This is a genomic window from Actinobacillus arthritidis, from assembly GCF_029774155.1.
GTDB lineage: Bacteria > Pseudomonadota > Gammaproteobacteria > Enterobacterales > Pasteurellaceae > Actinobacillus > Actinobacillus arthritidis.
In genome coordinates, this window is the sequence record NZ_CP103833.1 from 610,267 (window position 1) to 630,695 (window position 20,429).

The following is a 20,429-nucleotide window of genomic DNA, read 5'->3' on the forward strand; positions in this document are numbered from 1 at the left end:
ATTCAACCGCATAGATTTGGAAAAAATATGAAAAAAACACTCTTATTTTTAACCGCACTTTTCACCACAATGAACGTTTTAGGACAGCCTATGCAGATCGAAATTCAACTTGCAAATTCTCAGGAAAAAATTACCGCTTCCCTTGCTGATAACCAAACGGCACGTGATTTTTATGCCCAATTACCGCTTACCATGAAACTGGAAGATTATGCCAGTAGCGAAAAAATCGGTAGTGATATTCCCAAAAGCCTTGCCATCGCAGACAGCCCGAAAGGTTATGCAGGCAAGCAAGGCGATTTAACCTACTATGCACCGTGGGGTAATCTTGCGATTTTCTATACTGATTCCCACGTCGGCTACGCTAACGGCTTGGTTTATTTCGGCAAGCTGACTTCAGGACTGGATGTATTGCGTAAGATTGATGGCGAGGTGGTCACGATAAAAAAAGTGGAATAGACTAAATAATCTTATTTTATTTCACAATTTCACAGGAGAAATTTAATGAAACTCAAACACTTAGTCGCGACTTTTACGTTGGCGTTATCATTTACCGTAACGGCTACCGAACAGCATCGCACTGTGCATTTACTTGCTCCTGAATATCAGGATTTAAGCACTCTTTCCGCAGTCAAAATCGATCCGCAAATGATGCGAAGCAAAGAAGGTTTGGCACAAATTAACGCAATCTTTTTGAAAAATGCCAATGAAGATAAAGTTCAGCCCGATGCCAAATTCACCGCCCCAGCACAAGGCAATCAGCCTGCAGTGGATTTATATGTTTATCGCCCCGACAACGGCAAAAATGCTAAACTGCCAGTAGTCTATTTTATTCACGGTGGCGGTTATTTAATCGGCAATGCCCGTCAAAACAATGCCTCTTTATTTGAACTGGCGAATTTGAATAATGTGGCGGTAGTAAGCGTAGAATACCGTTTAGCCACGCAAGCTGTGTTCCCTGCGGATATTAATGACGTTTATCACGGCTTGGCTTATGTGCTGAATAATGCAGATAAATTTAATATTGATCCAAGTAAAGCGATCATAATGGGTGAAAGTGCCGGTGGTGGTTTAGCGGCTCGTTTAGGTTTGAAAGTACGGGATCAAGGCGAGTTCAAACTCAAAGGACAGGTATTGATTTACCCGATGTTAGATTATCGCACTGGTTCGGAAAGTTCCTTATATCACAGCCCGAATACCGGTGAATTTGTTTGGACAGCTGAGTTCAACCGTATTGGTTGGCAAACCTTAAAAGGTACGCAAAAGATCAGTGAACAACAGTCGCCATATTATTCTGCCGCCACTGCTAAAAATTTGGCAGGTTTACCACATACTTATATGATGGTCGGCGATATGGATTTATTTGTGAATGAAGATCTCGATTATGCGAATCGTCTTGTACAAGCTGGCGTAAAAACCGATTTGCAAGTGATTTCTGGTGTATATCACGCATTTGAATTGTTCAATCCAGCTAGCCCACAAACTAAGGCTTATAAAGCTGGACGAACCGAAGCGATTAGCAGAATGTTGAGAGAGTAATATGCCGAAAAATTTGAAATTTACTCTATCGGGCAAATTGATCTTGATTGGTATTATAATAAAAAGGCGAACGGATTGTTCGCCTAAATAGGGTGAATTATAAACAGTTTTTATCGCCACGAGAGAGGCTGATTACTCCAGAGCGGACGATTTCCACAATAGTGGTTTCTTGTTTGACCGCTTCAATAAACGCATTGAGTTTTTCGCTCGTACCGGATAACTGAACCGTATACAGTTTTGGCGTAATATCGACAATCTGTCCACGGAAAATATCAACCATACGCTTTAACTCGTCACGAGTTGAACCGGTTGCTCTTACTTTGAGTAATAGCACTTCACGTTCAATATGCTCGGTCGGACTTAGATTCGATACTTTAAAAACATCAATCAATTTATGTAACTGTTTTTCGATTTGTTCTAAAACGTTTTCATCGCCCTTTGCTACAATCGTCATACGTGAAAGCGTTGCATCGTCAGTCGGAGCAACGGTTAAACTTTCGATATTGAAACCACGTTGGGAGAAAAGACCAACCACACGAGATAATGCACCCGATTCATTTTCGAGTAATACTGATAATGTTCTACGCATCTGTTCTCTCCGTTTTACTTAACATCATTTCATTCATTGCACCGCCACGAATTTGCATTGGATAGACGTGTTCGGTTTCATCTACTTTTACATCAACAAAGACTAATTTGTTCTTAATAGCAAATGCTTGTGTAAGTTTTTCTTCTAATTCACTTGGGTGATCAATCGTGATACCGATATGGCCGTAAGCCTCAGCTAATTTAGCAAAGTCAGGTAGTGAATTCATATATACCTGAGAATGGCGACCGGAATAGATGAGATCCTGCCATTGTTTTACCATCCCTAAGAAACGGTTGTTTAAGCTAACGATTACGATTGGCGTGTCATATTGCTTCACGGTAGATAGTTCTTGAATATTCATTTGAATCGAGCCGTCACCGGTAACGCATACTACCGTTGCTTCCGGATGAGCGAATTTTACGCCAATAGGCGCTGGCAAGCCGTATCCCATTGTTCCTGCACCGCCTGAATTGATCCAACGACGAGGTTTTTCAAACGGGTAGTGGAGAGCGGCAAACATTTGATGCTGACCAACATCTGAAGCAACATAGGCATCACCTTTAGTAATTTTATGAATGAGTTGAATAACTTGTCGCGGTTTAATTACTTCTTTGCTTGCTTCAAATTTTAAACATTGACGAGCTTTCCATTCATCAATCTGTTTCCACCAAGCGGTTAAATCCGCCTGACTTTTTGCAAGATTTTCTTCTTCTAATAAACTGAGAAACTCGTCTAATACATTGCTAGCACTACCTACAATTGGAATATATGCCGGTACAGTTTTTGAGATAGACGCTGGATCGATATCAACGTGAATTACTTTTGCATTCGGGCAATATTTCGCGAGATTATTGGTGGTACGGTCATCAAAACGCACACCGATACCGAGAATAAGGTCACTTTCGTGCATTGCATTATTCGCTTCATAAGTGCCGTGCATACCGAGCATACCTAAGAATTGTTTATTTGAAGCTGGGAAGCCACCTAAGCCCATTAATGAGCTAGTTACTGGTAGATTTAACTTGATAGCGAAATCAGTCAGTTGTGTTGCACATTCAGCAGAAATTATACCGCCACCGATATATAACACCGGTTTTTTCGCCACTAATAACGCTTTTAATGCTTTTTTAATTTGACCTTTATGACCTTGTACGGTCGGGTTATATGAGCGTAATGAAACCTCTTTCGGGTATTCATAGGTAAATTTATTTGCCGGATTAACCATATCTTTTGGAATATCAATTAATACCGGACCCGGTACCAGTTGACGCAATATAAAAGGCTTTTTTGATCGTTGAGGGAATGTCTTCCGGATTTTTGATCATGAAGCTGTGCTTAACAACCGGGCGAGAAATACCCAGCATATCGCATTCTTGGAACGCATCCGTACCGATTAAAGCGGAAGGTACCTGACCGGTTAAGATAACAAGTGGAACAGAGTCTGCGTAAGCGGTAGCAATACCGGTAATTGCATTGGTTGCTCCGGGGCCGGAAGTGACTAACACACAACCGACTTTACCGGTTGAGCGAGCGTAACCATCTGCCATATGTACCGCGACTTGCTCATGGCGTACAAGCACGTGATTGATATTATCAAGCGTATGAATTGCATCATAAATATCTAATACCGAGCCACCCGGATAGCCGAAAACGTATTCTACGCCTTCATCTTTCAAGGATTGAACAACCATTTCTGCACCAGAAAGTTTTTTCATTGAATCCTCCAACGATTTGAATGAATATTGTGTTTACTTTATATGTGCAGTTGATTCTGCTAAAAAATAAAATATTTGTCTAGTACGAAAAAATAGTTGTGGTAATGTTTTTGTGATATTAAATGCTGTTTATTTTATTAAAATGGATTTTTATAAAATGAAATGAGCTATTTTTCTGTTTTAAAATATTTTTGACCAAATTTTATAAATTAAGAAGCATTTAATCTTTTTTGTGAAAAAAAGTAAAATACATGGAAATAGGTAGGAATAAGGGCAGAATAGTGTGAGGTTTATCACACTATTTTTACATAGCATTAATCAATATTAGCAGTATCTTTGGAAAATGGTGTTTCAGGCGATTTATTTGCGATCAGGTCTTCCACTTCGGTTGCGAGTTTAGCAATGGCCTTTCGGTAAGTAATTTCTAACGTTTCGGTACTGGTTGCAATTACACCTTGATCAATTAAGAAACCGTCATTCACGTCATAAACCCAACCGTGAATAGAGAGCTTTTTGCCTCGTTTCCATGCGGCTGTCACAATAGAGCTACGTCCTAAGTTATAAACCTGTTCTGCAACATTTAAACGAGTCAGCATATTGGCACGCTGTTCAGAAGGGAGATTGCCCAGTAAATAACTATGTTTAAACCAAAGATCACGAATATGTAATAACCAGTTACTGATAAGACCATTATCTTCTACTGTTCCTATCGCGACCTGAATACCACCACAGTTAGTATGTCCACAGATAATAATATGTTCTATCTCTAATACATCTACTGCATATTGCACGACAGAAAGACAATTTAGATCAGTATGAATAACTAAATTTGCTACATTTCGATGAACAAACAGTTCTCCGGGACCTAGTCCGGTTAATTTTTCAGCAGGTACACGGCTGTCTGAACAACCAATCCACAAATAAGTCGGTTTCTGATGCTCAGCAAGTTGTTTAAAGTAATCCGATTGCTCGTCTTTCATACGTGTTGCCCAAGCATGATTGTTGGCAAACAATCTTTCTATCTGTTTCATCTATCTAACCTTGTTAAAATTTTGTTAATAAAATTGGTTGTATTCTAGCATAAAATAGAAAAGCGGTCGAATTTGCTAATATTTTCACAAATTCGACCGCTTAAATAACTTTATCTATGAATAGCTATAAATTATTCAACTAACGAAATTTTCGTTGCTGATGCACCGCGTTCTCCGTTAACAAGTTCAAATTGTACTTTTTGTCCGACTTTGAGGGAACGATAACCCTCACTTTGAATTTCAGAAAAATGGGCAAAAATATCGCCTTCAACAGCTTCACAGGTAATAAAACCGAAACCTTTTACATTATTGAACCATTTCACGGTGCCAATTTCCATAATCATCACTCTCCTACATAGTAACTATTTATATTACATGATGGATTTTAGTCATAAATAGAATAAGAACAATCGGAAATATTTAAAAATTGGAGCAAGATCACAAAATTTTTTAGAAAACGGAAGTTTCTAAACGCAGTTCGCCTTTTTCTACCACAATGGCTTTACCAAATTTTTTTACTAATGCTTCTTTCGCTTTATTCTCATCTAAAGTATAGACTGGGGTATGGTTGAGCAGATTAGTTAAACCATCCATTAAAACGGGTAAGAACACCTGTAATTCATCTTGATATTTAGCTGGTGTTGCAGTGTAACTTAATAAACGAATGTCTTTCAGATATAACGTACCTTTTTCTGCATCATAATAGGGCATTGTATCCATATTAAGTGCAATTCTAGCATCATATTTTTTGCCTTTTGCTTGCAATATACCTTCAATTACGCCGGAAACTGCGACTTTTTTCTTATCAGTTTGCCCAATTTCAGTAGAGAGATTATAGAGGTGATAATCTAGCTGAAATAGACCTGGAATACCGACTTTATCTTTTAATGGAATTTTTTCTGCTAAACGTGTTTCAAGATATTGGTTAATTTCTTGTTGGCTAATACTAAATGCGTGTACGTTAGTAATAAGTGAGCAGAGTAGGATTGCACCACTGATAAGAAATCTAAACACAGTTTTCATAATATCCTCATATTATTAGCTTATTCTAGTTTTATGGCTCTAAAAAGAGTAGAATACTCTCCTTTTAATTTTATTCGGGACTATATCAATTCCGTTTAACGAAGGAAACAAAATGATTAAAAAATTTATCATTTGCCTCGGTGTTTTGGCTCTTGCCGGTTGTACTTTTGGCGGTAGTGCAAGTGTTGGCGGTGGCTCAAATGGTGTAGGTGCGGGATTTGGCTTAGGGACCGGAATCCGCTTTTAATTTGCAGAAAATAAGTGAAATTTGATCGCTTATTGATGTGTTTATAGACTGTTTATCTATAAGGAATTTTGAATGAAGTATGAATTAAAAATAACCAGTGGTAATGCTCGTCGTGGTCGTTTGACATTTTCTCGTCCGAAAGGCGAATATGTGGTTGAAACACCGGCATTTATGCCAGTCGGTACATACGGTACGGTAAAAGGAATGACACCGGAAGAAGTAGCGGCAACCGGTGCGCAAATTTTATTAGGCAATACTTTCCATCTATGGTTACGTCCGGGGCAAGAAGTAATGAAATCACACGGTGATTTGCACGATTTTATGCAATGGCACGGTCCGATTTTAACTGACTCAGGCGGTTTCCAAGTATTTAGCTTAGGCAAATTACGTAAAATCAAAGAAGAGGGCGTAACCTTCCAAAACCCGATTAGCGGTGAGAAAATTTTCCTTTCGCCGGAAAAATCGATGGAAATTCAATACGATCTCGGCTCGGATATCGTGATGATCTTTGATGAATGTACGCCATATCCGGCTACTTTTGATTATGCAAAAAACTCAATGGAAATGTCATTGCGTTGGGCAAAACGTAGTCGTGATCGTTTCGATGAATTACAAAATCCACGTGCGTTATTTGGTATCGTACAAGGCGGTACCTACGAAGAACTGCGTAAGATTTCGGTTGAAGGCTTAGTTAATATCGGCTTTGACGGTTATGCGGTTGGTGGTTTAGCGGTAGGCGAACCAAAAGAAGAAATGCACCGTATCCTTGAATTTACCACGCCGTTATTACCGCAAGATAAACCCCGTTACTTAATGGGCGTGGGTAAACCAGAAGATTTGGTTGAAGGTGTACGTCGCGGTATTGATATGTTCGACTGCGTAATGCCGACACGTAACGCACGTAACGGGCATTTATTTGTGAGTAATGGTATTGTGAAAATTCGTAATGCGAAATACAAAACCGATACCACACCATTAGATCCGGAATGTGATTGCTACACTTGCAAAAATTATACAAAAGCGTATTTATATCACTTAGATAAATGCGGTGAGATTTTAGGCGCACGTTTAAATACGATCCATAATTTACGCTATTATCAACGCTTAATGGCACAGATTCGCCAAGCGATTGAAGAAGATCGTTTTGATGATTTTGTGGTGGAATTTTATGCCAAAATTGGCAAAGACGTTCCACCATTACAATCAGAAGTGAATAAGTAATTTAATTTTATCATGGCACAAGTACAGGCTTGTGCCTTTTTCTAATCATTTATTGCATAGAGAGGTTTTTATGCAACAACTTGAACCACAACAATTCGCCAGTTGGGCAGAGCCAATTGATATGTTGTACGCTTGCCACAGTAAGGTAAAACGTTTTTGTAAACAGTTACAAATATTGCCTGACTATCTGGCTAAAAATGGCGTTAACCAAGCGGTTAAAAATGATGTGCAACAAATTCTTAATTACTTTAACCTTTCCGCTCCGTTACACCATGAAGATGAAGAATGTGATTTCTTTCCTGCATTAATTCAAGTTCAGCCTCAGGCTCAGGCGGATATAGACGAATTAGAAAGCCAACACGAAGTGCTACACCAAAATTGGGCATTACTTGCCGAACAATTAGAAGCATTAGTGGCGGGCGAACGTAATGACATAGATCCGGAACTGATTGCACGCTTTGTGGCGGGATATGATGTACACATTGCGATTGAAGAACCGTTGTTTGAGCTTGGTCGAAAACATCTGGCACAATCAGAATTGGACAGTATGGGGAAAATTATGGCGAATCGCCGTAAAGCCGCATAAGTATGATTGATAGACATAATGCCTAAAAGTTATCAATTAGATTTACGTCAATACCGCTGTCCGCTACCGCTATTGATGACAAAAAAAGCATTGAATCAATTAGCACTAAACGAACAGCTGGTTCTATTGCTTGATTTGACGAGCAGTGTACAAGATTTTGAATTGTTCTGTGAGGAATGTGGTTATGATTTGGTCGTAGATGATCTGCATAGCCAATATCATTCGCTAACTATTCTCAAAAAGTAAGCGGTCAAATTTGTCGATACTTTTGTAAAAGTTATCTCAAAAATGGCCGCTTATTTATGACTTATTTCATCGGAATCACAATTGCCGGATCGGCTTTTGCTGGAATCTTTTCAATTACTTGCTTCAAGCCGTAATCATCTTTGTCGCTTTGATTACTAAATAAATCCGCTTGCGGATTAAGTTTTTCATTAGTAATGCCTATCCATTTTCCAATGCCGTCCGTAAAGTTTAAACCGGATTTAAACACTTTATAAACATGGCGTTCGGTATCATCGCTTGAAATTTTAAATAACGGCACGTCAAAGTGTAGTTTGCCTTGTGCGGTATTTAAAATATGAATCCCTTTTTCGTCTTCACTATGAATTAAACCATGATCCGAAAAATAAACCATGGAAAAACTTCTGCCGGTTTTCGCTTTATTTTGGTTTAACTCGTTATACAATTTTTCCAGTAATTCATCGGTTTTCTTCATCGAAGAAAGATAACAGTTCACGTTATGATATTTTTGTGCAATTTTGGTATCGTCAAAGATTTTCGGGTAATCGGTTAGGCGATCACAGGTAATCGGATGTGAGCCATATAAGTGTACCGCAATAAAACGCTTACCTTGTGCCGCTTGTGAAATGATCTGGCTGAATTTCGGCAGTAATGCGAAGTCACTGATATTTTGGCTAAATGAATCGCCTGACTTGAGGAAGATCTTCTCATCGCTTTTGTTTGCCAATGAAGAAATCGGCGTATCAAAACGCCCTAAATAGCCTTGGTTGGAAATCCAGTAAGTTTTAATGCCGGCAGATTTCACCAATTCAACTAAATTTAAGCGGTAATTACCTTCCCAAGTTTGTGTATTCGGTTTAGTGAGTAGCAATTTAAGTGAAGCGATAGTATTTGTCCCACCAGCAGTAAATCCGTCAATTAGCGTACCTTTTGCCTTACTCATAAACGGTGTATTTTCAACCGGATAGCCGTAAGCGTGATGATAATCTTTACGGGCACTTTCACCGATAACTAACACGTAATCATCATATTTTGAATCGCTAGAAAGTATGGATCTGCCCCATTCGGAAGGAATGGCAGTACTGTTATTTAGCGCTTCTAATTCCTGTTTCACCTTCATACTTTCACTAAAAAATTCGTGAAAGAATTTGAAGGGTGCAAGGCTAAATAGTGAAACCACTAATGAGCTAATAATAAATGCACGATTGTTCAAGAAATTAATCTGATGCTGTTTGGTAATTTTTCTGAAAAAAATGACCGCAAGTAAGATTCCGATAGCAATCAAATAATTGCTAATCGGTAACTGAGTGAGAAATTCTCGTCCTTCTAATAAATCGGTTGCAAATAAGGAAGCAATATACTGATAAGACGGCGCACCGAAAGATAAGCCGATTGGCGTATATAGCATATAGCCGATAGTAATCGGTAATAAGAGGGCATAGTACGAGAGCTTAGAACTACCAAGTGCGATAATTAGAATCACGGCGCATAGTATTTCAATAAGATTAGGTGTAGGGAAGAAACCGGAACCTTTTAACATAAAGTAGCCGGCAAAGGTCGCTAGGCACAGCGAAATAAAAGTATAAATGACTTGTTGTTTTGTTAATTTATGTGTCATTGGAGATTCCAAACGTAATTATAAGAATGACTATTTCTTGTTTAAATAGGATAGTCTATAATAGCGTAATTTTGTTTTTAGTCCATACAGCATTAAGAGGCAATTAAAATGAGCAATCCTATCTATAAACGTATTTTATTAAAATTAAGTGGCGAAGCATTACAAGGTGATGAAGGCTTCGGTATTGATCCGTCAATTTTGGATCGTATGGCATTAGAAATTAAAGAATTAATTGAAATGGGTGTAGAAGTTGGTGTTGTACTTGGTGGTGGTAACTTGTTCCGTGGTGCAAAATTAGCGAAAGCGGGTATGAACCGTGTTGTGGGCGACCATATGGGTATGCTTGCAACGGTAATGAACGGTTTAGCAATGCGTGATGCGTTACACCGTGCGGATGTAAATGCAAAACTTATGTCAGCATTCCAATTAAACGGGATTTGCGATACGTATAACTGGTCTGAAGCGATCAAAATGTTACGTGAAAAACGTGTGGTGATTTTCTCTGCCGGTACAGGTAGCCCGTTCTTTACCACAGATTCAGCAGCGTGTTTACGTGGTATCGAAATTGAAGCGGATGTAGTATTAAAAGCAACGAAAGTTGACGGTGTATACGATAAAGATCCAGCTAAATTTGCTGATGCGAAACTTTATAACCAATTAAGCTATGCGGAAGTTATCGACCAAGAGTTGCAAGTAATGGATTTAGCCGCATTTACATTGGCTCGTGACCACGGTATGCCGATTCGTGTATTTAATATGGTTAAACCGGGTGCATTAAAACAAGTAGTCACCGGTACAACTGAAGGTACGCTGATTTCTTAATCATGTTTTAATCATGGTAAGCGGTCTGTTTTCTTTAAGGATTTACAAATTAAAGAAAACAGGCCGTTTTTTTATTGTTTTTTAATTAATGAGTAAGACGATAAATTTAAGGTTAGGACTATGAAAATGAAAGGGATTTAGGTAGAATTGACTAGTTTATTGACTCAAATATTGAAAGGAACAACAAATGATCAACGAAATTAAAAAAGATACGCAAGATCGTATGGAGAAGAGCTTAGAAGCGTTAAAAAGCCATATTTCTAAAATTCGTACCGGTCGTGCGCAACCAAGCCTTTTAGACGGTATCCAAGTAGAATATTACGGTTCTGCGACACCACTCCGTCAAGTAGCTAACGTGGTTGCGGAAGATGCACGTACATTAGCGGTAAACGTGTTTGACCGTTCTTTAATTAGTGCAGTAGAAAAAGCAATTTTAACCTCTGATTTAGGTTTAAACCCTTCATCAGCCGGTGCAACAATCCGTGTTCCACTTCCACCATTAACAGAAGAACGTCGTCGTGATTTAATTAAAATCGTAAAAGGCGAAGGCGAACAAGGTAAAATTGCAATCCGTAACGTACGTCGTGATGCAAATGACCAAATCAAAGCGTTATTAAAAGACAAAGAAATCAGTGAAGACGAAGAGCGTAAAGCACAAGATGAAATCCAAAAAATCACTGATGGCTATGTGAAAAAAGTCGATGAAGTATTAGCGGCAAAAGAAAAAGAATTATTAGATTTCTAATCTTTGTTGAATGAAGCAAAAGGCACGTGTTGACGTGCCTTTATTTTTGCAAAAAAATCGTCAAATTTGACCGCTTGTTAGCGAGCAATATCCCAACAATGCAACAACTTATCCAATCCTTTCCGAAGCTGTTCTTCCGACAAATGCCCGAAACCTAAACTAAATAATCTGCGTTGCTGGTGATGAATCGGATAAACCTTAATTTTTTGTGCTTTTGCCAGTTCAACTAATTGATCTAATGATTTTGTTTCATCTAATAATTCGATCAGCAAATAGAAGCCGGAATGTTCGCCATAATATTTAACTTGTTTGGTATAAGGTGAGAGTAGTTCACACAATAATTCCATTTTGTGCCGGTAGATTTTTCTCATTCGATTAATATGTTTTTCAAATTCTCCGGATTGAATAAATTTGGCTAAACGTTGCTGTTCTAAGCGAGAAACCGAGGCGTTAAAAAATGCACAATATTGTTGATATTCTCTCAATAAATTGTGAGGTAACACTAAAAACGTAATTCGCGACGAGGGCATCAATAGCTTAGAAAATGATCCTAAATAGATCACTTTATCTTGTCGGTCTAAACTTTGTAACGAGGGAATCGGTTTGCCGGTGTAACGGAATTCACTATCGTAGTCATCCTCAATAATATAACGTCCGTCTTGTGTCGCCGCCCATTCGAGTAATTGCTGGCGTTGTCCAATCGTTAAAATATGACCAAACGGATATAAATGCGAAGGAGTCAGATATGCCACGTTAATTTGGTTTTGTTCCAAAAAAGGAATATCTAGCTGATAATTTTCCGAGCTGAACGGCATTTTAAAAATTGGCTTTTGATAGAGATTCAATAATTTTTCTACCGTAGGATAACCGTAAGATTCCATCGCCCAATTCATAGTAGGGTTGAGCTGTTGAAATAATAAAATCAATTGCTGTAAGCGACTTTCTACGCCCGCCCCGATCACGATTTGCTCCGGCTCGCAGTTTACCCCGCGTGAAGCCAATAAATATTGAGAGATTTGCTGACGTAAATTGAGATCGCCTTGCTTGTCACCCATATTTAAAAAATCTTTATTTGCCCAATTCGCACATTTTTTCCAACGGTTAAACGGAAAAGATTGGCTATCGATTTTATTTGGGTTGAAATCGATCTCATAGTCGGTAGAAGCGGTCGAATTGACAAAATTTTTTACGACATTAACACTCGGATAAGCCAATTCCGCCTGAAAGCAGACAAAAAAACCGTCGCGAGGTTTGGATTCAATATAACCTTCCGCTAACAATTGTGCATAGGCACTTTCCACCGTGTTTTGACTAATTTGCAAATGTTCGCAGAGGTGACGTTTAGATGGCAATTTATCGCCAAGTTGCAATTCTTGGCTATAAATAGACCGCTTGATTTGCTGATAAAGTTGTAAATAGAGCGGTGTACTATGCTGTTTATTGAGTAGATAGCTTAATTTTTTCACTTCTGACCTCATTAATATTTGTTAAATTGATGCTTTTAATCATATCTGTTTGAAATAAAAATAGCCATCGTTTTTCATATCAATCAGAAGGAAATTAATATGACTAAAATTGTAGGTTCGAATCTGGTTAAACGCGGAATGGCACAAATGCAAAAAGGCGGAGTCATTATGGATGTAGTGAATGCGGAACAAGCTCGTATCGCAGAAGCCGCCGGTGCGGTTGCCGTGATGGCATTAGAGCGAGTGCCTTCCGATATTCGTGCGAGCAGGCGGCGTAGCAAGAATGGCAAATCCGACGATTGTGCATGAAGTGATGGAAGCGGTATCCATTCCGGTCATGGCAAAAGCACGTATTGGGCATATTGTTGAAGCGAGAGTGCTGGAAGCAATAGGTGTAGATTATATCGACGAAAGTGAGGTATTAACGCCGGCAGATGAAGAGTTTCACTTGTTAAAAAGTGACTATACAGTGCCTTTCGTGTGTGGTTGCCGAGATTTAGGCGAAGCACTACGCCGTATTGGAGAAGGCGCTTCGATGTTGCGTACTAAAGGCGAACCGGGAACGGGCAATGTAGTGGAAGCGGTACGTCATTTGCGTAAGGTTAATTCTCAATTGCGTAAAGTGATCAATATGAATCATGATGAACTGATGACTGAAGCGAGCCTATTAGGTGCACCGTTTGAATTATTGCTACAAATCAAAACATTAGGCAAATTACCGGTGGTGAATTTTGCGGCAGGCGGAATTGCTACACCGGCAGATGCCGCTTTGATGATGGAACTCGGTGCAGACGGCGTATTTGTCGGATCAGGTATTTTTAAATCCGAAAATCCGGAAAAGTTTGCCAAAGCGATTGTAGAAGCTACCACTCATTATCAAGATTATGATTTAATTGCACGTCTTTCAGCAGATTTAGGTGAGCCGATGAAAGGCCTAGAGATCAGCAAACTAGCAACACAAGATCGTATGCAAGAGCGTGGTTGGTAATGAAAGATTATACGAAATATACTGTAGGCGTTTTAGCGTTGCAGGGGGCGGTTACTGAGCATATCGCCCAAATTCAAGCCTTAGGTGCAAAAGCGATTGCAGTAAAAACGTTAGTCGAATTGCAGCAAGTTGATGCACTTGTATTGCCCGGTGGTGAAAGCACCGCCATTGGACGATTACTTCATTCAAGCGGTTTATTTCAGGCACTGCAATCATTTGATAAGCCGATCTTAGGCACTTGTGCCGGATTAATTTTATTAGCCAATAAGCTTGAAGGCGGTGAGCAACCTCATTTGGCGAAAATGGATATTCAAGTGCAACGTAATGCTTTCGGTAGACAGATTAATAGCTTCCAAACAGAGTTAAAGGTAAAAGGACTTGCCGAACCGTTTCCGGTGGTGTTTATTCGTGCACCTTATATCAGCACTATTGGAAATGAGGTAGAGGTATTGGCGGTATGGCAAGGAAATGTTGTATTTGCCAAGCAAGGTAATTTACTGGCGTGTGCATTTCATCCGGAGCTAACCACAGATAATAGAATTATGGAATTATTGTTGCAAAGAGATATAAATGCCATATTATTTAGGGACGCCAATGGCGTCCTTATTTAAGTTGCTTAATATTTGTAAAACATGCAGAAAATTAGACCGCTTGTTTCTGTTGCTTTTGTTCTTGACGACGACGTTGAAAGAATCGGCTGATTTTTTGGTCGCAATCGTCCGCAAGTACGCCACCTCTGATTTCGAGAAAATGATTCATCTTGTAATCTTCAAACAGGTGAAATCTGGAACCGATAGCACCGGTTTTATAATCGCTTGCACCAAACACTAAACGATGTAGACGACTATGTAAAATTGCTCCGGCACACATGGTACAAGGCTCTAACGTGACATAAAGCGTACAGTCTAATAAACGATAGTTATTTTGGTTTTTACCGGCTTGGCGAATCGCAAGCATTTCTGCGTGTGCTGTCGGGTCAGCAAGTTGAATGACTTGATTCCAGCCCTTGCCGATAATCTTACCTGCTTGATTGACCAGTACCGCACCAACTGGAATTTCACCGATTGCTTCCGCTTGATCAGCTAATTCTAAGGCATATCGCATAAAATGGATGTCTTGCTCTGAAAGTGTAAGCGAACATAGTGTTGTTTGGGGTTTGATAAACATAGTTGCAAAAAAATAGAAAAATTTAACCGCTTAATTAGATAGCAAAATGCCCCAAAATTGGGGCATTTAGTTAATAATGTGAATTAGTCACGGCGAGTGCGACCTTTATCATTAAAGCGTTTTTCTTTAAAACCGCCTTTTTTACGGTCGTTAAAACCACCTTCACGACGGTCAGAATGACCACCACGATCTCCACGACGGTCATTTCTATCGTTACGACCACCACCACGACGCTCTTCAAACGGTTGGCTGTTGACACCGCCTGCAGGGCCTAATAAAGACATTTGCATTTGTTTATTTAGCACACGTGCTTTTTGAGCAAAGTGTTGCACGATGTGGTTCGGCATACCTTGCGGTAACTCAATGGTAGAGTAAGTATCGTGTAATTTAATGTGACCGATGTAACGACTACTAATATCGCCTTCGTTAGCAATAGCACCGACGATATGACGCACTTCCACACCATCTTCACGACCTAATTCGATGCGATATAAATCCATTGCAACACCGCTATTTTCACGATGTTCACGACCACCACGACGTTCTTCACGTCCACTACGGTGATCATCTCGATCTCTGCGACCACGTTCACCGCGTCTTGCACGAACTTCCGGATCAGGCGGAAGAATTAATTTTTGTTTCTCTTGAAGCATCATCATCATTGCCGCCAATTCTTCGTGGTCTTGGTCTGCGGTGAATAAATCTTCAAGTAATTCACGATATTTTTCTAAATCGTGATGTTCTAATTGTTTAGAAACACGTGCTTTAAATTTCTCACGACGTTTTTCCATTAAAATTTCGTGATTTGGAATTGCCACTTCATCGATCGGTTTTTTCATTAAATGTTCGATATTACGCAGTAAACGGCGTTCACGCGGTTCTACGAATAATAACGCACGACCAGAACGACCAGCACGACCAGTACGACCGATGCGATGTACATAAGATTCCGCATCTAATGGAATATCAAAGTTTACGACAAGGCTGATACGTTCAATATCGATACCACGAGTCGCTACGTCGGTTGCTACTAAGATATCTAAACGACCTGATTTTAATTTATCTAACGTTTGCTCACGCGCTTGCTGAGTCATATCACCGTTTAATGTTGCTGTACGATAACCGTTACGTTCACATAATTCGGTAATATCAATCGTGCCGGTTTTGGTACGAGTAAAGATGATTGTCGCATCAAATTCTTCTACTTCTAAGAAACGTAATAACGCATCATTTTTACGGAAGCCATTTACTAACCAGTAACTTTGAGTGATATCCGGTGCAGAACGTTGAGTCGCTTGGATTTTCACTTCTTGCGGATCTTTCATAAAGCGACGAGTAATACGGCGAATTGGTTCTGGCATCGTTGCAGAGAAGAGAGCAGTTTGGTGATTTTCCGGTAATTCAGCCATCACGGTTTCAACATCATCAATAAAGCCCATACGTAACATTTCGTCTGCTTCGTCTAATACGATGGCTTGTAATGCAGATAAATCTAATGTGCCACGACGAATATGGTCAAGAATACGGCCTGGTGTACCCACAACCACTTGTGAGCCTTGTTTTAAAGCACGCAATTGAATGTCGTAACGTTGACCACCGTAAACGGTTACCACATTAATCCCTTTCATATTTTTCGTAAATTGTTCGCAGGCATCAGCAACTTGGATTGCTAATTCACGAGTAGGTGCCATCACTAACATTTGTGGATGACGTTTAGATGGATCGATTTGTGCTAATAAAGGTAAAGCGAATGCGACTGTTTTGCCGCTACCGGTTTGTGCCATACCGAGTACATCACGACCCGCCAATAAATGCGGAATGGTTTCTTGCTGAATTGGTGATGGGGTCACGAATCCCATATCGTTTACAGCGTTAAGAATAGATTGAGGAAGACCAAGGTCTGCGAAAGTTAAAGAATGAGTTGTCATAAAAAACCATAAAATAGTAATAGATGATAACAGTTATGAATAAGAAACTTTATAAGTATTTATTCATTGCTATCATCAATGTCATAAAAATTGTTGAGTATTTAGGCAAGAAAAAAGAAGTAAAGAAGCAATATCAAATGCTTTTAACAATTTGTCCCAGAGTATAAGCGGTCTGATTTGTATAAACTTTACAAAATAAGACCGCTTTATTCGTCCTAATTATTCCCAACAACGGGATCATCTTGAACTGCTACATTACTACCACCACGTAGCTGTGAGAGTTCAAATAGGGCAAAACGATACTCAACAAAGTTAAACACTTGATTTGCAAGAGAAAGACGGAAAAGGCTGATTGCTTCATCCGTTTTATTTAATTTGAGCTTTTGTTTTGCTAAATAGAAATATGTTTCGGTTAAAATTTCTGCGTAAGAAGCTGTATTTGGTTGTGCTTCTTTTTCTATTCTATCACGAAGTTGGCTAAGAGTTAACTCCCCTAAGAAATAATGTACCACATTTGTTCCCCAAAAATCCGGAGAAAGTGATTTAGCTCGAGCAATTAAATTTGCTTTTGCTTCATTGGGCTTAAGTTCTAACTCGTTAAAGTATAACCATAATGTACGATATGGATCTTGTTTTTCTGCTTCGTAGAAATGTAATAGATCTCGCTCCGCTTCAGAATAACGTCCGCTATAATAAAAGGCTAATCCACGATTGAGATAGGTATAATTATAATTCGGATCTAATTCCAATACCGCATTAAAGGCATCAATTGCACTATCGTAATCATCTTCCAGTAATAGATATAGCCCCATATAGTTATATGCGACAACCATTTTCTGATTTAATCCGATAGCTTGAGTAAAATCATAGCGAGCAAGTGACCATAACCCTAAACTGTCGTAAAGTACGCCTCGTTCAAAGTGAAGATCGGCACGCTCATTAGGCGTTAATTTTGCTTCTTGTAGAACTTGCGTTAAACGAACAACCATCACTTCTTGTTCAAAGCGTAATTGAGGGTTTAACTCGGCTAATGCTAAACGATTGGTTGAAATCATTTCTGAGGCATTGCGACTGATACAACCAGTTAACAACAATAAAGCCAATAAGTTAAGCATTAAGAAGCGAAGATGAAACACTTTAAAAATCAGTGAAAACATTAGGTAAATAACCTTTGAGAAATATATCTGCCCTTATAAAAGGGCAGATTTTAATGATTAAATCTCAGTTTGTTGCTCTGATACCATTTCCGCTGTTTCTGTCACTTCAGCAGATGTAGACTGTGTGTCGTTATTGATGTCTTTCATCGTTAAACGAATACGGTTTTGACGATCGATTTCAACCACTTTCACAGTGACTTCTTGACCTACGCTTAAGTAATCTGCAACACGTTCAACACGCTCATTGGTAATTTGTGAAATATGAACTAAGCCTTCTTTACCACCTAAGATAGATACAAATGCACCGAAATCAACTACACGAGTCACTTTACCTTTGTAAATCGCATTTACTTCAACCTCTGCCACGATATCTTCGATACGTGCCATAACAGTTTTCGCCGCATTGTTATCGGTTGCGGCAATTTTTACCGTACCGTCATCATCAATATCAATAGAAGTACCGGTTTCTTCCGTTAAAGCACGGATTACCGCACCGCCTTTACCGATAACATCTTTGATTTTCTTCGGATCAATTTTCATCGTATGAATACGAGGTGCAAAGTCAGAAATATCAGAACGAGGTGCAGGAATTGCTTGTTCCATCACGCTTAAAATGTGCATACGTGCACCTTTTGCTTGATTTAATGCGATTTGCATAATTTCAGGTGTAATACCTTCGATTTTAATGTCCATTTGAAGTGCAGTTACACCTTCACGTGTACCGGCTACTTTAAAGTCCATATCACCTAAATGGTCTTCATCACCTAAAATATCTGAAAGTACCACGAATTTTTCTTCTTCTTTTACTAAGCCCATTGCGATACCCGCAACTGCCGCTTTAATTGGTACACCTGCGTCCATTAACGCTAAAGATGCACCACAGACTGAAGCCATTGAAGAAGAACCGTTTGATTCTGTGATTTCAGATACGACACGTACTACATATGGAAACTCTTCCGCAGTTGGCATTACCGCTAATACACCACGTTTTGCTAAACGACCATGACCGATCTCACGACGTTTTGGTGAACCGATACGACCTGTTTCACCTACAGAATACGGAGGGAAGTTATAGTGGAATAAGAAGCGGTCTGATTTCTCACCGGTTAATTCATCGATAATTTGTGCATCACGCTCAGTACCTAAAGTTGCCACCGCTAACGCTTGTGTTTCACCACGGGTAAAGATAGCGGAACCGTGAGTGCGAGGTAACACGCCTGTGCAAATATCTAAGGCACGGATGGTATCTACAGTACGACCGTCAATACGTGGTTCGCCTGCAATAATTCGACCTCGTACGATTGAACTTTCTAATGCGGTAATAATATCGATAATTGCACCTTCTGATACTGTTTCGTCTTGTGCAGTTAATTGTGCGATAACATCCGCTTTAATTGCATCGATTTGTTCATAACGAGCTTGTTTTTCAGTAATACGATACGCATCGCCGATACGAGCTTCCGCTAATGCTTTAACTTGGTTGATTAATGCAGTATTTGGCTCTGGAGCAACCCAATCCCAACGTGGTTTGCCTGCTTCTTTTACAAACGCTTTAATATTTTCAATCACAACTTGTTGTTGCTGATGACCGAAGACAACCAGCGCTAACATTTGTTCTTCAGACAGAATATCTGCTTCAGATTCTACCATTAATACGGCTTTATCCGTACCAGCTACGACAAGGTCTAAACGGCTGATTTTTTGTTCTGATGTGGTTGGGTTTAATACGAATTGATCATTGATAAAGCCAACACGTCTTTGCACCGATAGGGCCATTAAATGGTACGCCTGATAATGAAAGTGCTTGCAGATGCACCAATCATTGCCACTAAATCCGGGCTGATTTGAGGGTTAACAGACACTACGGTTGCAATCACTTGAATTTCGTTAAAGAAACCTTCTGGGAAAAGTGGACGCACAGGACGGTCGATTAAACGAGCGATTAATGTTTCGCCTTCAGAAGGGCGACCTTCACGTTTGAAAAAACCGCCCGGAATACGACCGGTCGCATAAGTACGTTCTTGGTAATCAACGGTTAAAGGGAAGAAATCTTGACCTTCTTTCACGTCTTTTTTTGCTACAACGGTAACGAATACGGTTGTATCGTCCATACTTGCCATTACGGTCGCTGTTGCTTGGCGCGCGATTGCACCTGTTTCTAAGGTTACGGTATGTTGACCGTATTTAAATTGCTTAACAATTGGATTCATTTTGAAATTCCTATTTTTATTTATTTTATATCTATTTTTTGTTTTATTTCTTTAAATTGCGACTAGCAAAAACTCTCTTTGCAAGGGATTAAATCCATACTTAAAAAATTTTTGATAGCCGCCTCTCTAAAAGCAAG

18 protein-coding genes and 3 pseudogenes are annotated in these 20,429 nt (G+C 39.4%); 10 read left to right on the forward strand and 11 right to left on the reverse strand.

All coding sequences use genetic code 11. From position 1 onward, the window contains the following. The first annotated feature begins 27 nt into the window (after window positions 1-27). Together NYR89_RS02995 and NYR89_RS03000 are read left to right on the forward strand one after the other, a co-directional pair. Complete coding sequence (locus NYR89_RS02995) at window positions 28-456, forward strand: cyclophilin-like fold protein (RefSeq protein WP_279446276.1); 429 nt, start codon at window positions 28-30, stop codon at window positions 454-456. A 45-nt stretch (window positions 457-501) separates the two neighbouring features. Further along, the gene (locus NYR89_RS03000) at window positions 502-1,536 is read left to right on the forward strand and encodes an alpha/beta hydrolase (RefSeq protein WP_279446277.1); all 1,035 of its coding nucleotides are present in this window, start codon (window positions 502-504) and stop codon (window positions 1,534-1,536) included. A gap of 97 nt (window positions 1,537-1,633) precedes the next feature. Here NYR89_RS03000 and ilvN read toward each other — a convergent pair whose 3' ends face one another. The 5 genes and pseudogenes from ilvN to NYR89_RS03025 all read right to left on the reverse strand — a co-directional run bounded on the left by ilvN (window position 1,634) and on the right by NYR89_RS03025 (window position 5,894). Further along, on the reverse strand, window positions 1,634-2,125 hold the full coding sequence (gene ilvN / locus NYR89_RS03005) for an acetolactate synthase small subunit (RefSeq protein ID WP_279446278.1): 492 nt from the start codon (window positions 2,123-2,125) through the stop codon (window positions 1,634-1,636). Further along, a pseudogene (locus tag NYR89_RS03010) lies at window positions 2,118-3,840 on the reverse strand (acetolactate synthase 3 large subunit). The gene ilvN and the pseudogene NYR89_RS03010 overlap by 8 nt, the downstream one beginning before the upstream one ends. Before the next feature lie 314 nt (window positions 3,841-4,154). Continuing rightward, window positions 4,155-4,871 (reverse strand): carbonate dehydratase, encoded by a 717-nt coding sequence (gene can / locus NYR89_RS03015; protein WP_279446279.1) that lies wholly within the window; start codon window positions 4,869-4,871, stop codon window positions 4,155-4,157. Window positions 4,872-5,002: 131 nt separating this feature from the next. Next, entirely contained in the window at window positions 5,003-5,209 is a 207-nt protein-coding gene (gene cspD, locus NYR89_RS03020; protein WP_279446280.1) for a cold shock domain-containing protein CspD, read from the reverse strand. Between the two features lie 112 nt (window positions 5,210-5,321). After that, window positions 5,322-5,894, reverse strand: coding sequence for a YceB family lipoprotein (locus NYR89_RS03025; protein WP_279446281.1), 573 nt, complete (start codon window positions 5,892-5,894; stop codon window positions 5,322-5,324). 112 nt (window positions 5,895-6,006) lie between these two features. Between NYR89_RS03025 and NYR89_RS03030 the strand changes: the two genes are divergently transcribed. The 4 genes from NYR89_RS03030 to NYR89_RS03045 all read left to right on the forward strand — a co-directional run bounded on the left by NYR89_RS03030 (window position 6,007) and on the right by NYR89_RS03045 (window position 8,194). Beyond that, window positions 6,007-6,141, forward strand: a complete 135-nt coding sequence (locus NYR89_RS03030; protein WP_279446282.1) for a hypothetical protein — start codon at window positions 6,007-6,009, stop codon at window positions 6,139-6,141. A gap of 72 nt (window positions 6,142-6,213) precedes the next feature. Then, a complete protein-coding gene (gene tgt / locus NYR89_RS03035) occupies window positions 6,214-7,362 on the forward strand; it encodes a tRNA guanosine(34) transglycosylase Tgt (protein WP_279446283.1) in 1,149 nt (382 codons plus the stop codon). 70 nt (window positions 7,363-7,432) lie between these two features. Next, window positions 7,433-7,948 carry a hemerythrin domain-containing protein gene (locus NYR89_RS03040; protein ID WP_279446284.1) on the forward strand — a complete coding sequence of 172 codons (516 nt, stop codon included), beginning with the start codon at window positions 7,433-7,435 and terminating at the stop codon, window positions 7,946-7,948. A gap of 18 nt (window positions 7,949-7,966) precedes the next feature. Next, window positions 7,967-8,194, forward strand: a complete 228-nt coding sequence (locus NYR89_RS03045; protein WP_279446285.1) for a sulfurtransferase TusA family protein — start codon at window positions 7,967-7,969, stop codon at window positions 8,192-8,194. A 61-nt stretch (window positions 8,195-8,255) separates the two neighbouring features. On the opposite strand, the gene NYR89_RS03050 is transcribed toward NYR89_RS03045, so the two are convergent. Continuing rightward, a complete protein-coding gene (locus NYR89_RS03050; RefSeq protein ID WP_279446287.1) occupies window positions 8,256-9,809 on the reverse strand; it encodes a phosphoethanolamine transferase in 1,554 nt (517 codons plus the stop codon). A gap of 108 nt (window positions 9,810-9,917) precedes the next feature. Here NYR89_RS03050 and pyrH point away from each other — a divergent pair, with 108 nt between their 5' ends. Next, complete coding sequence (pyrH, locus tag NYR89_RS03055) at window positions 9,918-10,631, forward strand: UMP kinase (protein ID WP_279446288.1); 714 nt, start codon at window positions 9,918-9,920, stop codon at window positions 10,629-10,631. A gap of 187 nt (window positions 10,632-10,818) precedes the next feature. Then, window positions 10,819-11,376: a ribosome recycling factor gene (gene frr / locus NYR89_RS03060; RefSeq protein ID WP_279446289.1), complete on the forward strand. Its 558-nt coding sequence runs from the start codon at window positions 10,819-10,821 to the stop codon at window positions 11,374-11,376. Window positions 11,377-11,453: 77 nt separating this feature from the next. Here the strand turns inward: frr and pdxR are convergent, their stop codons facing one another. Continuing rightward, the gene (pdxR, locus tag NYR89_RS03065) at window positions 11,454-12,842 is read right to left on the reverse strand and encodes a MocR-like pyridoxine biosynthesis transcription factor PdxR (protein ID WP_279446290.1); all 1,389 of its coding nucleotides are present in this window, start codon (window positions 12,840-12,842) and stop codon (window positions 11,454-11,456) included. Between the two features lie 99 nt (window positions 12,843-12,941). Between pdxR and pdxS the strand changes: the two are divergent. Together pdxS and pdxT are read left to right on the forward strand one after the other, a co-directional pair. Beyond that, window positions 12,942-13,830: pseudogene (pdxS, locus tag NYR89_RS03070) on the forward strand (pyridoxal 5'-phosphate synthase lyase subunit PdxS). Further along, window positions 13,830-14,441, forward strand: a complete 612-nt coding sequence (gene pdxT / locus NYR89_RS03075; RefSeq protein ID WP_279446291.1) for a pyridoxal 5'-phosphate synthase glutaminase subunit PdxT — start codon at window positions 13,830-13,832, stop codon at window positions 14,439-14,441. Before pdxS ends, pdxT begins: the two are co-directional and overlap by 1 nt. Window positions 14,442-14,472: 31 nt before the next feature. Here the strand turns inward: pdxT and tadA are convergent, their stop codons facing one another. From tadA to pnp, 4 genes and pseudogenes are all read right to left on the reverse strand, one after another. Then, window positions 14,473-14,997 carry a tRNA adenosine(34) deaminase TadA gene (tadA, locus tag NYR89_RS03080; protein WP_279446292.1) on the reverse strand — a complete coding sequence of 175 codons (525 nt, stop codon included), beginning with the start codon at window positions 14,995-14,997 and terminating at the stop codon, window positions 14,473-14,475. Between the two features lie 83 nt (window positions 14,998-15,080). Then, the gene (locus NYR89_RS03085; RefSeq protein WP_279446293.1) at window positions 15,081-16,925 is read right to left on the reverse strand and encodes a DEAD/DEAH box helicase; all 1,845 of its coding nucleotides are present in this window, start codon (window positions 16,923-16,925) and stop codon (window positions 15,081-15,083) included. Between the two features lie 215 nt (window positions 16,926-17,140). After that, complete coding sequence (nlpI, locus tag NYR89_RS03090) at window positions 17,141-18,082, reverse strand: lipoprotein NlpI (RefSeq protein ID WP_341536365.1); 942 nt, start codon at window positions 18,080-18,082, stop codon at window positions 17,141-17,143. Between the two features lie 57 nt (window positions 18,083-18,139). Continuing rightward, window positions 18,140-20,292: pseudogene (gene pnp / locus NYR89_RS03095) on the reverse strand (polyribonucleotide nucleotidyltransferase). Window positions 20,293-20,429 lie beyond the last annotated feature (137 nt).

Coding starts and splice junctions, on each gene's coding strand:
- NYR89_RS02995 (WP_279446276.1), top strand. CDS start 28: ATGAAAAAAACACTCTTATTTTTAACCGCACTTTTCACCACAATGAAC.
- NYR89_RS03000 (WP_279446277.1), top strand. CDS start 502: ATGAAACTCAAACACTTAGTCGCGACTTTTACGTTGGCGTTATCATTT.
- ilvN (WP_279446278.1), bottom strand. CDS start 2,125: ATGCGTAGAACATTATCAGTATTACTCGAAAATGAATCGGGTGCATTA.
- can (WP_279446279.1), bottom strand. CDS start 4,871: ATGAAACAGATAGAAAGATTGTTTGCCAACAATCATGCTTGGGCAACA.
- cspD (WP_279446280.1), bottom strand. CDS start 5,209: ATGGAAATTGGCACCGTGAAATGGTTCAATAATGTAAAAGGTTTCGGT.
- NYR89_RS03025 (WP_279446281.1), bottom strand. CDS start 5,894: ATGAAAACTGTGTTTAGATTTCTTATCAGTGGTGCAATCCTACTCTGC.
- NYR89_RS03030 (WP_279446282.1), top strand. CDS start 6,007: ATGATTAAAAAATTTATCATTTGCCTCGGTGTTTTGGCTCTTGCCGGT.
- tgt (WP_279446283.1), top strand. CDS start 6,214: ATGAAGTATGAATTAAAAATAACCAGTGGTAATGCTCGTCGTGGTCGT.
- NYR89_RS03040 (WP_279446284.1), top strand. CDS start 7,433: ATGCAACAACTTGAACCACAACAATTCGCCAGTTGGGCAGAGCCAATT.
- NYR89_RS03045 (WP_279446285.1), top strand. CDS start 7,967: ATGCCTAAAAGTTATCAATTAGATTTACGTCAATACCGCTGTCCGCTA.
- NYR89_RS03050 (WP_279446287.1), bottom strand. CDS start 9,809: ATGACACATAAATTAACAAAACAACAAGTCATTTATACTTTTATTTCG.
- pyrH (WP_279446288.1), top strand. CDS start 9,918: ATGAGCAATCCTATCTATAAACGTATTTTATTAAAATTAAGTGGCGAA.
- frr (WP_279446289.1), top strand. CDS start 10,819: ATGATCAACGAAATTAAAAAAGATACGCAAGATCGTATGGAGAAGAGC.
- pdxT (WP_279446291.1), top strand. CDS start 13,830: ATGAAAGATTATACGAAATATACTGTAGGCGTTTTAGCGTTGCAGGGG.
- tadA (WP_279446292.1), bottom strand. CDS start 14,997: ATGTTTATCAAACCCCAAACAACACTATGTTCGCTTACACTTTCAGAG.
- NYR89_RS03085 (WP_279446293.1), bottom strand. CDS start 16,925: ATGACAACTCATTCTTTAACTTTCGCAGACCTTGGTCTTCCTCAATCT.
- nlpI (WP_341536365.1), bottom strand. CDS start 18,082: ATGTTTTCACTGATTTTTAAAGTGTTTCATCTTCGCTTCTTAATGCTT.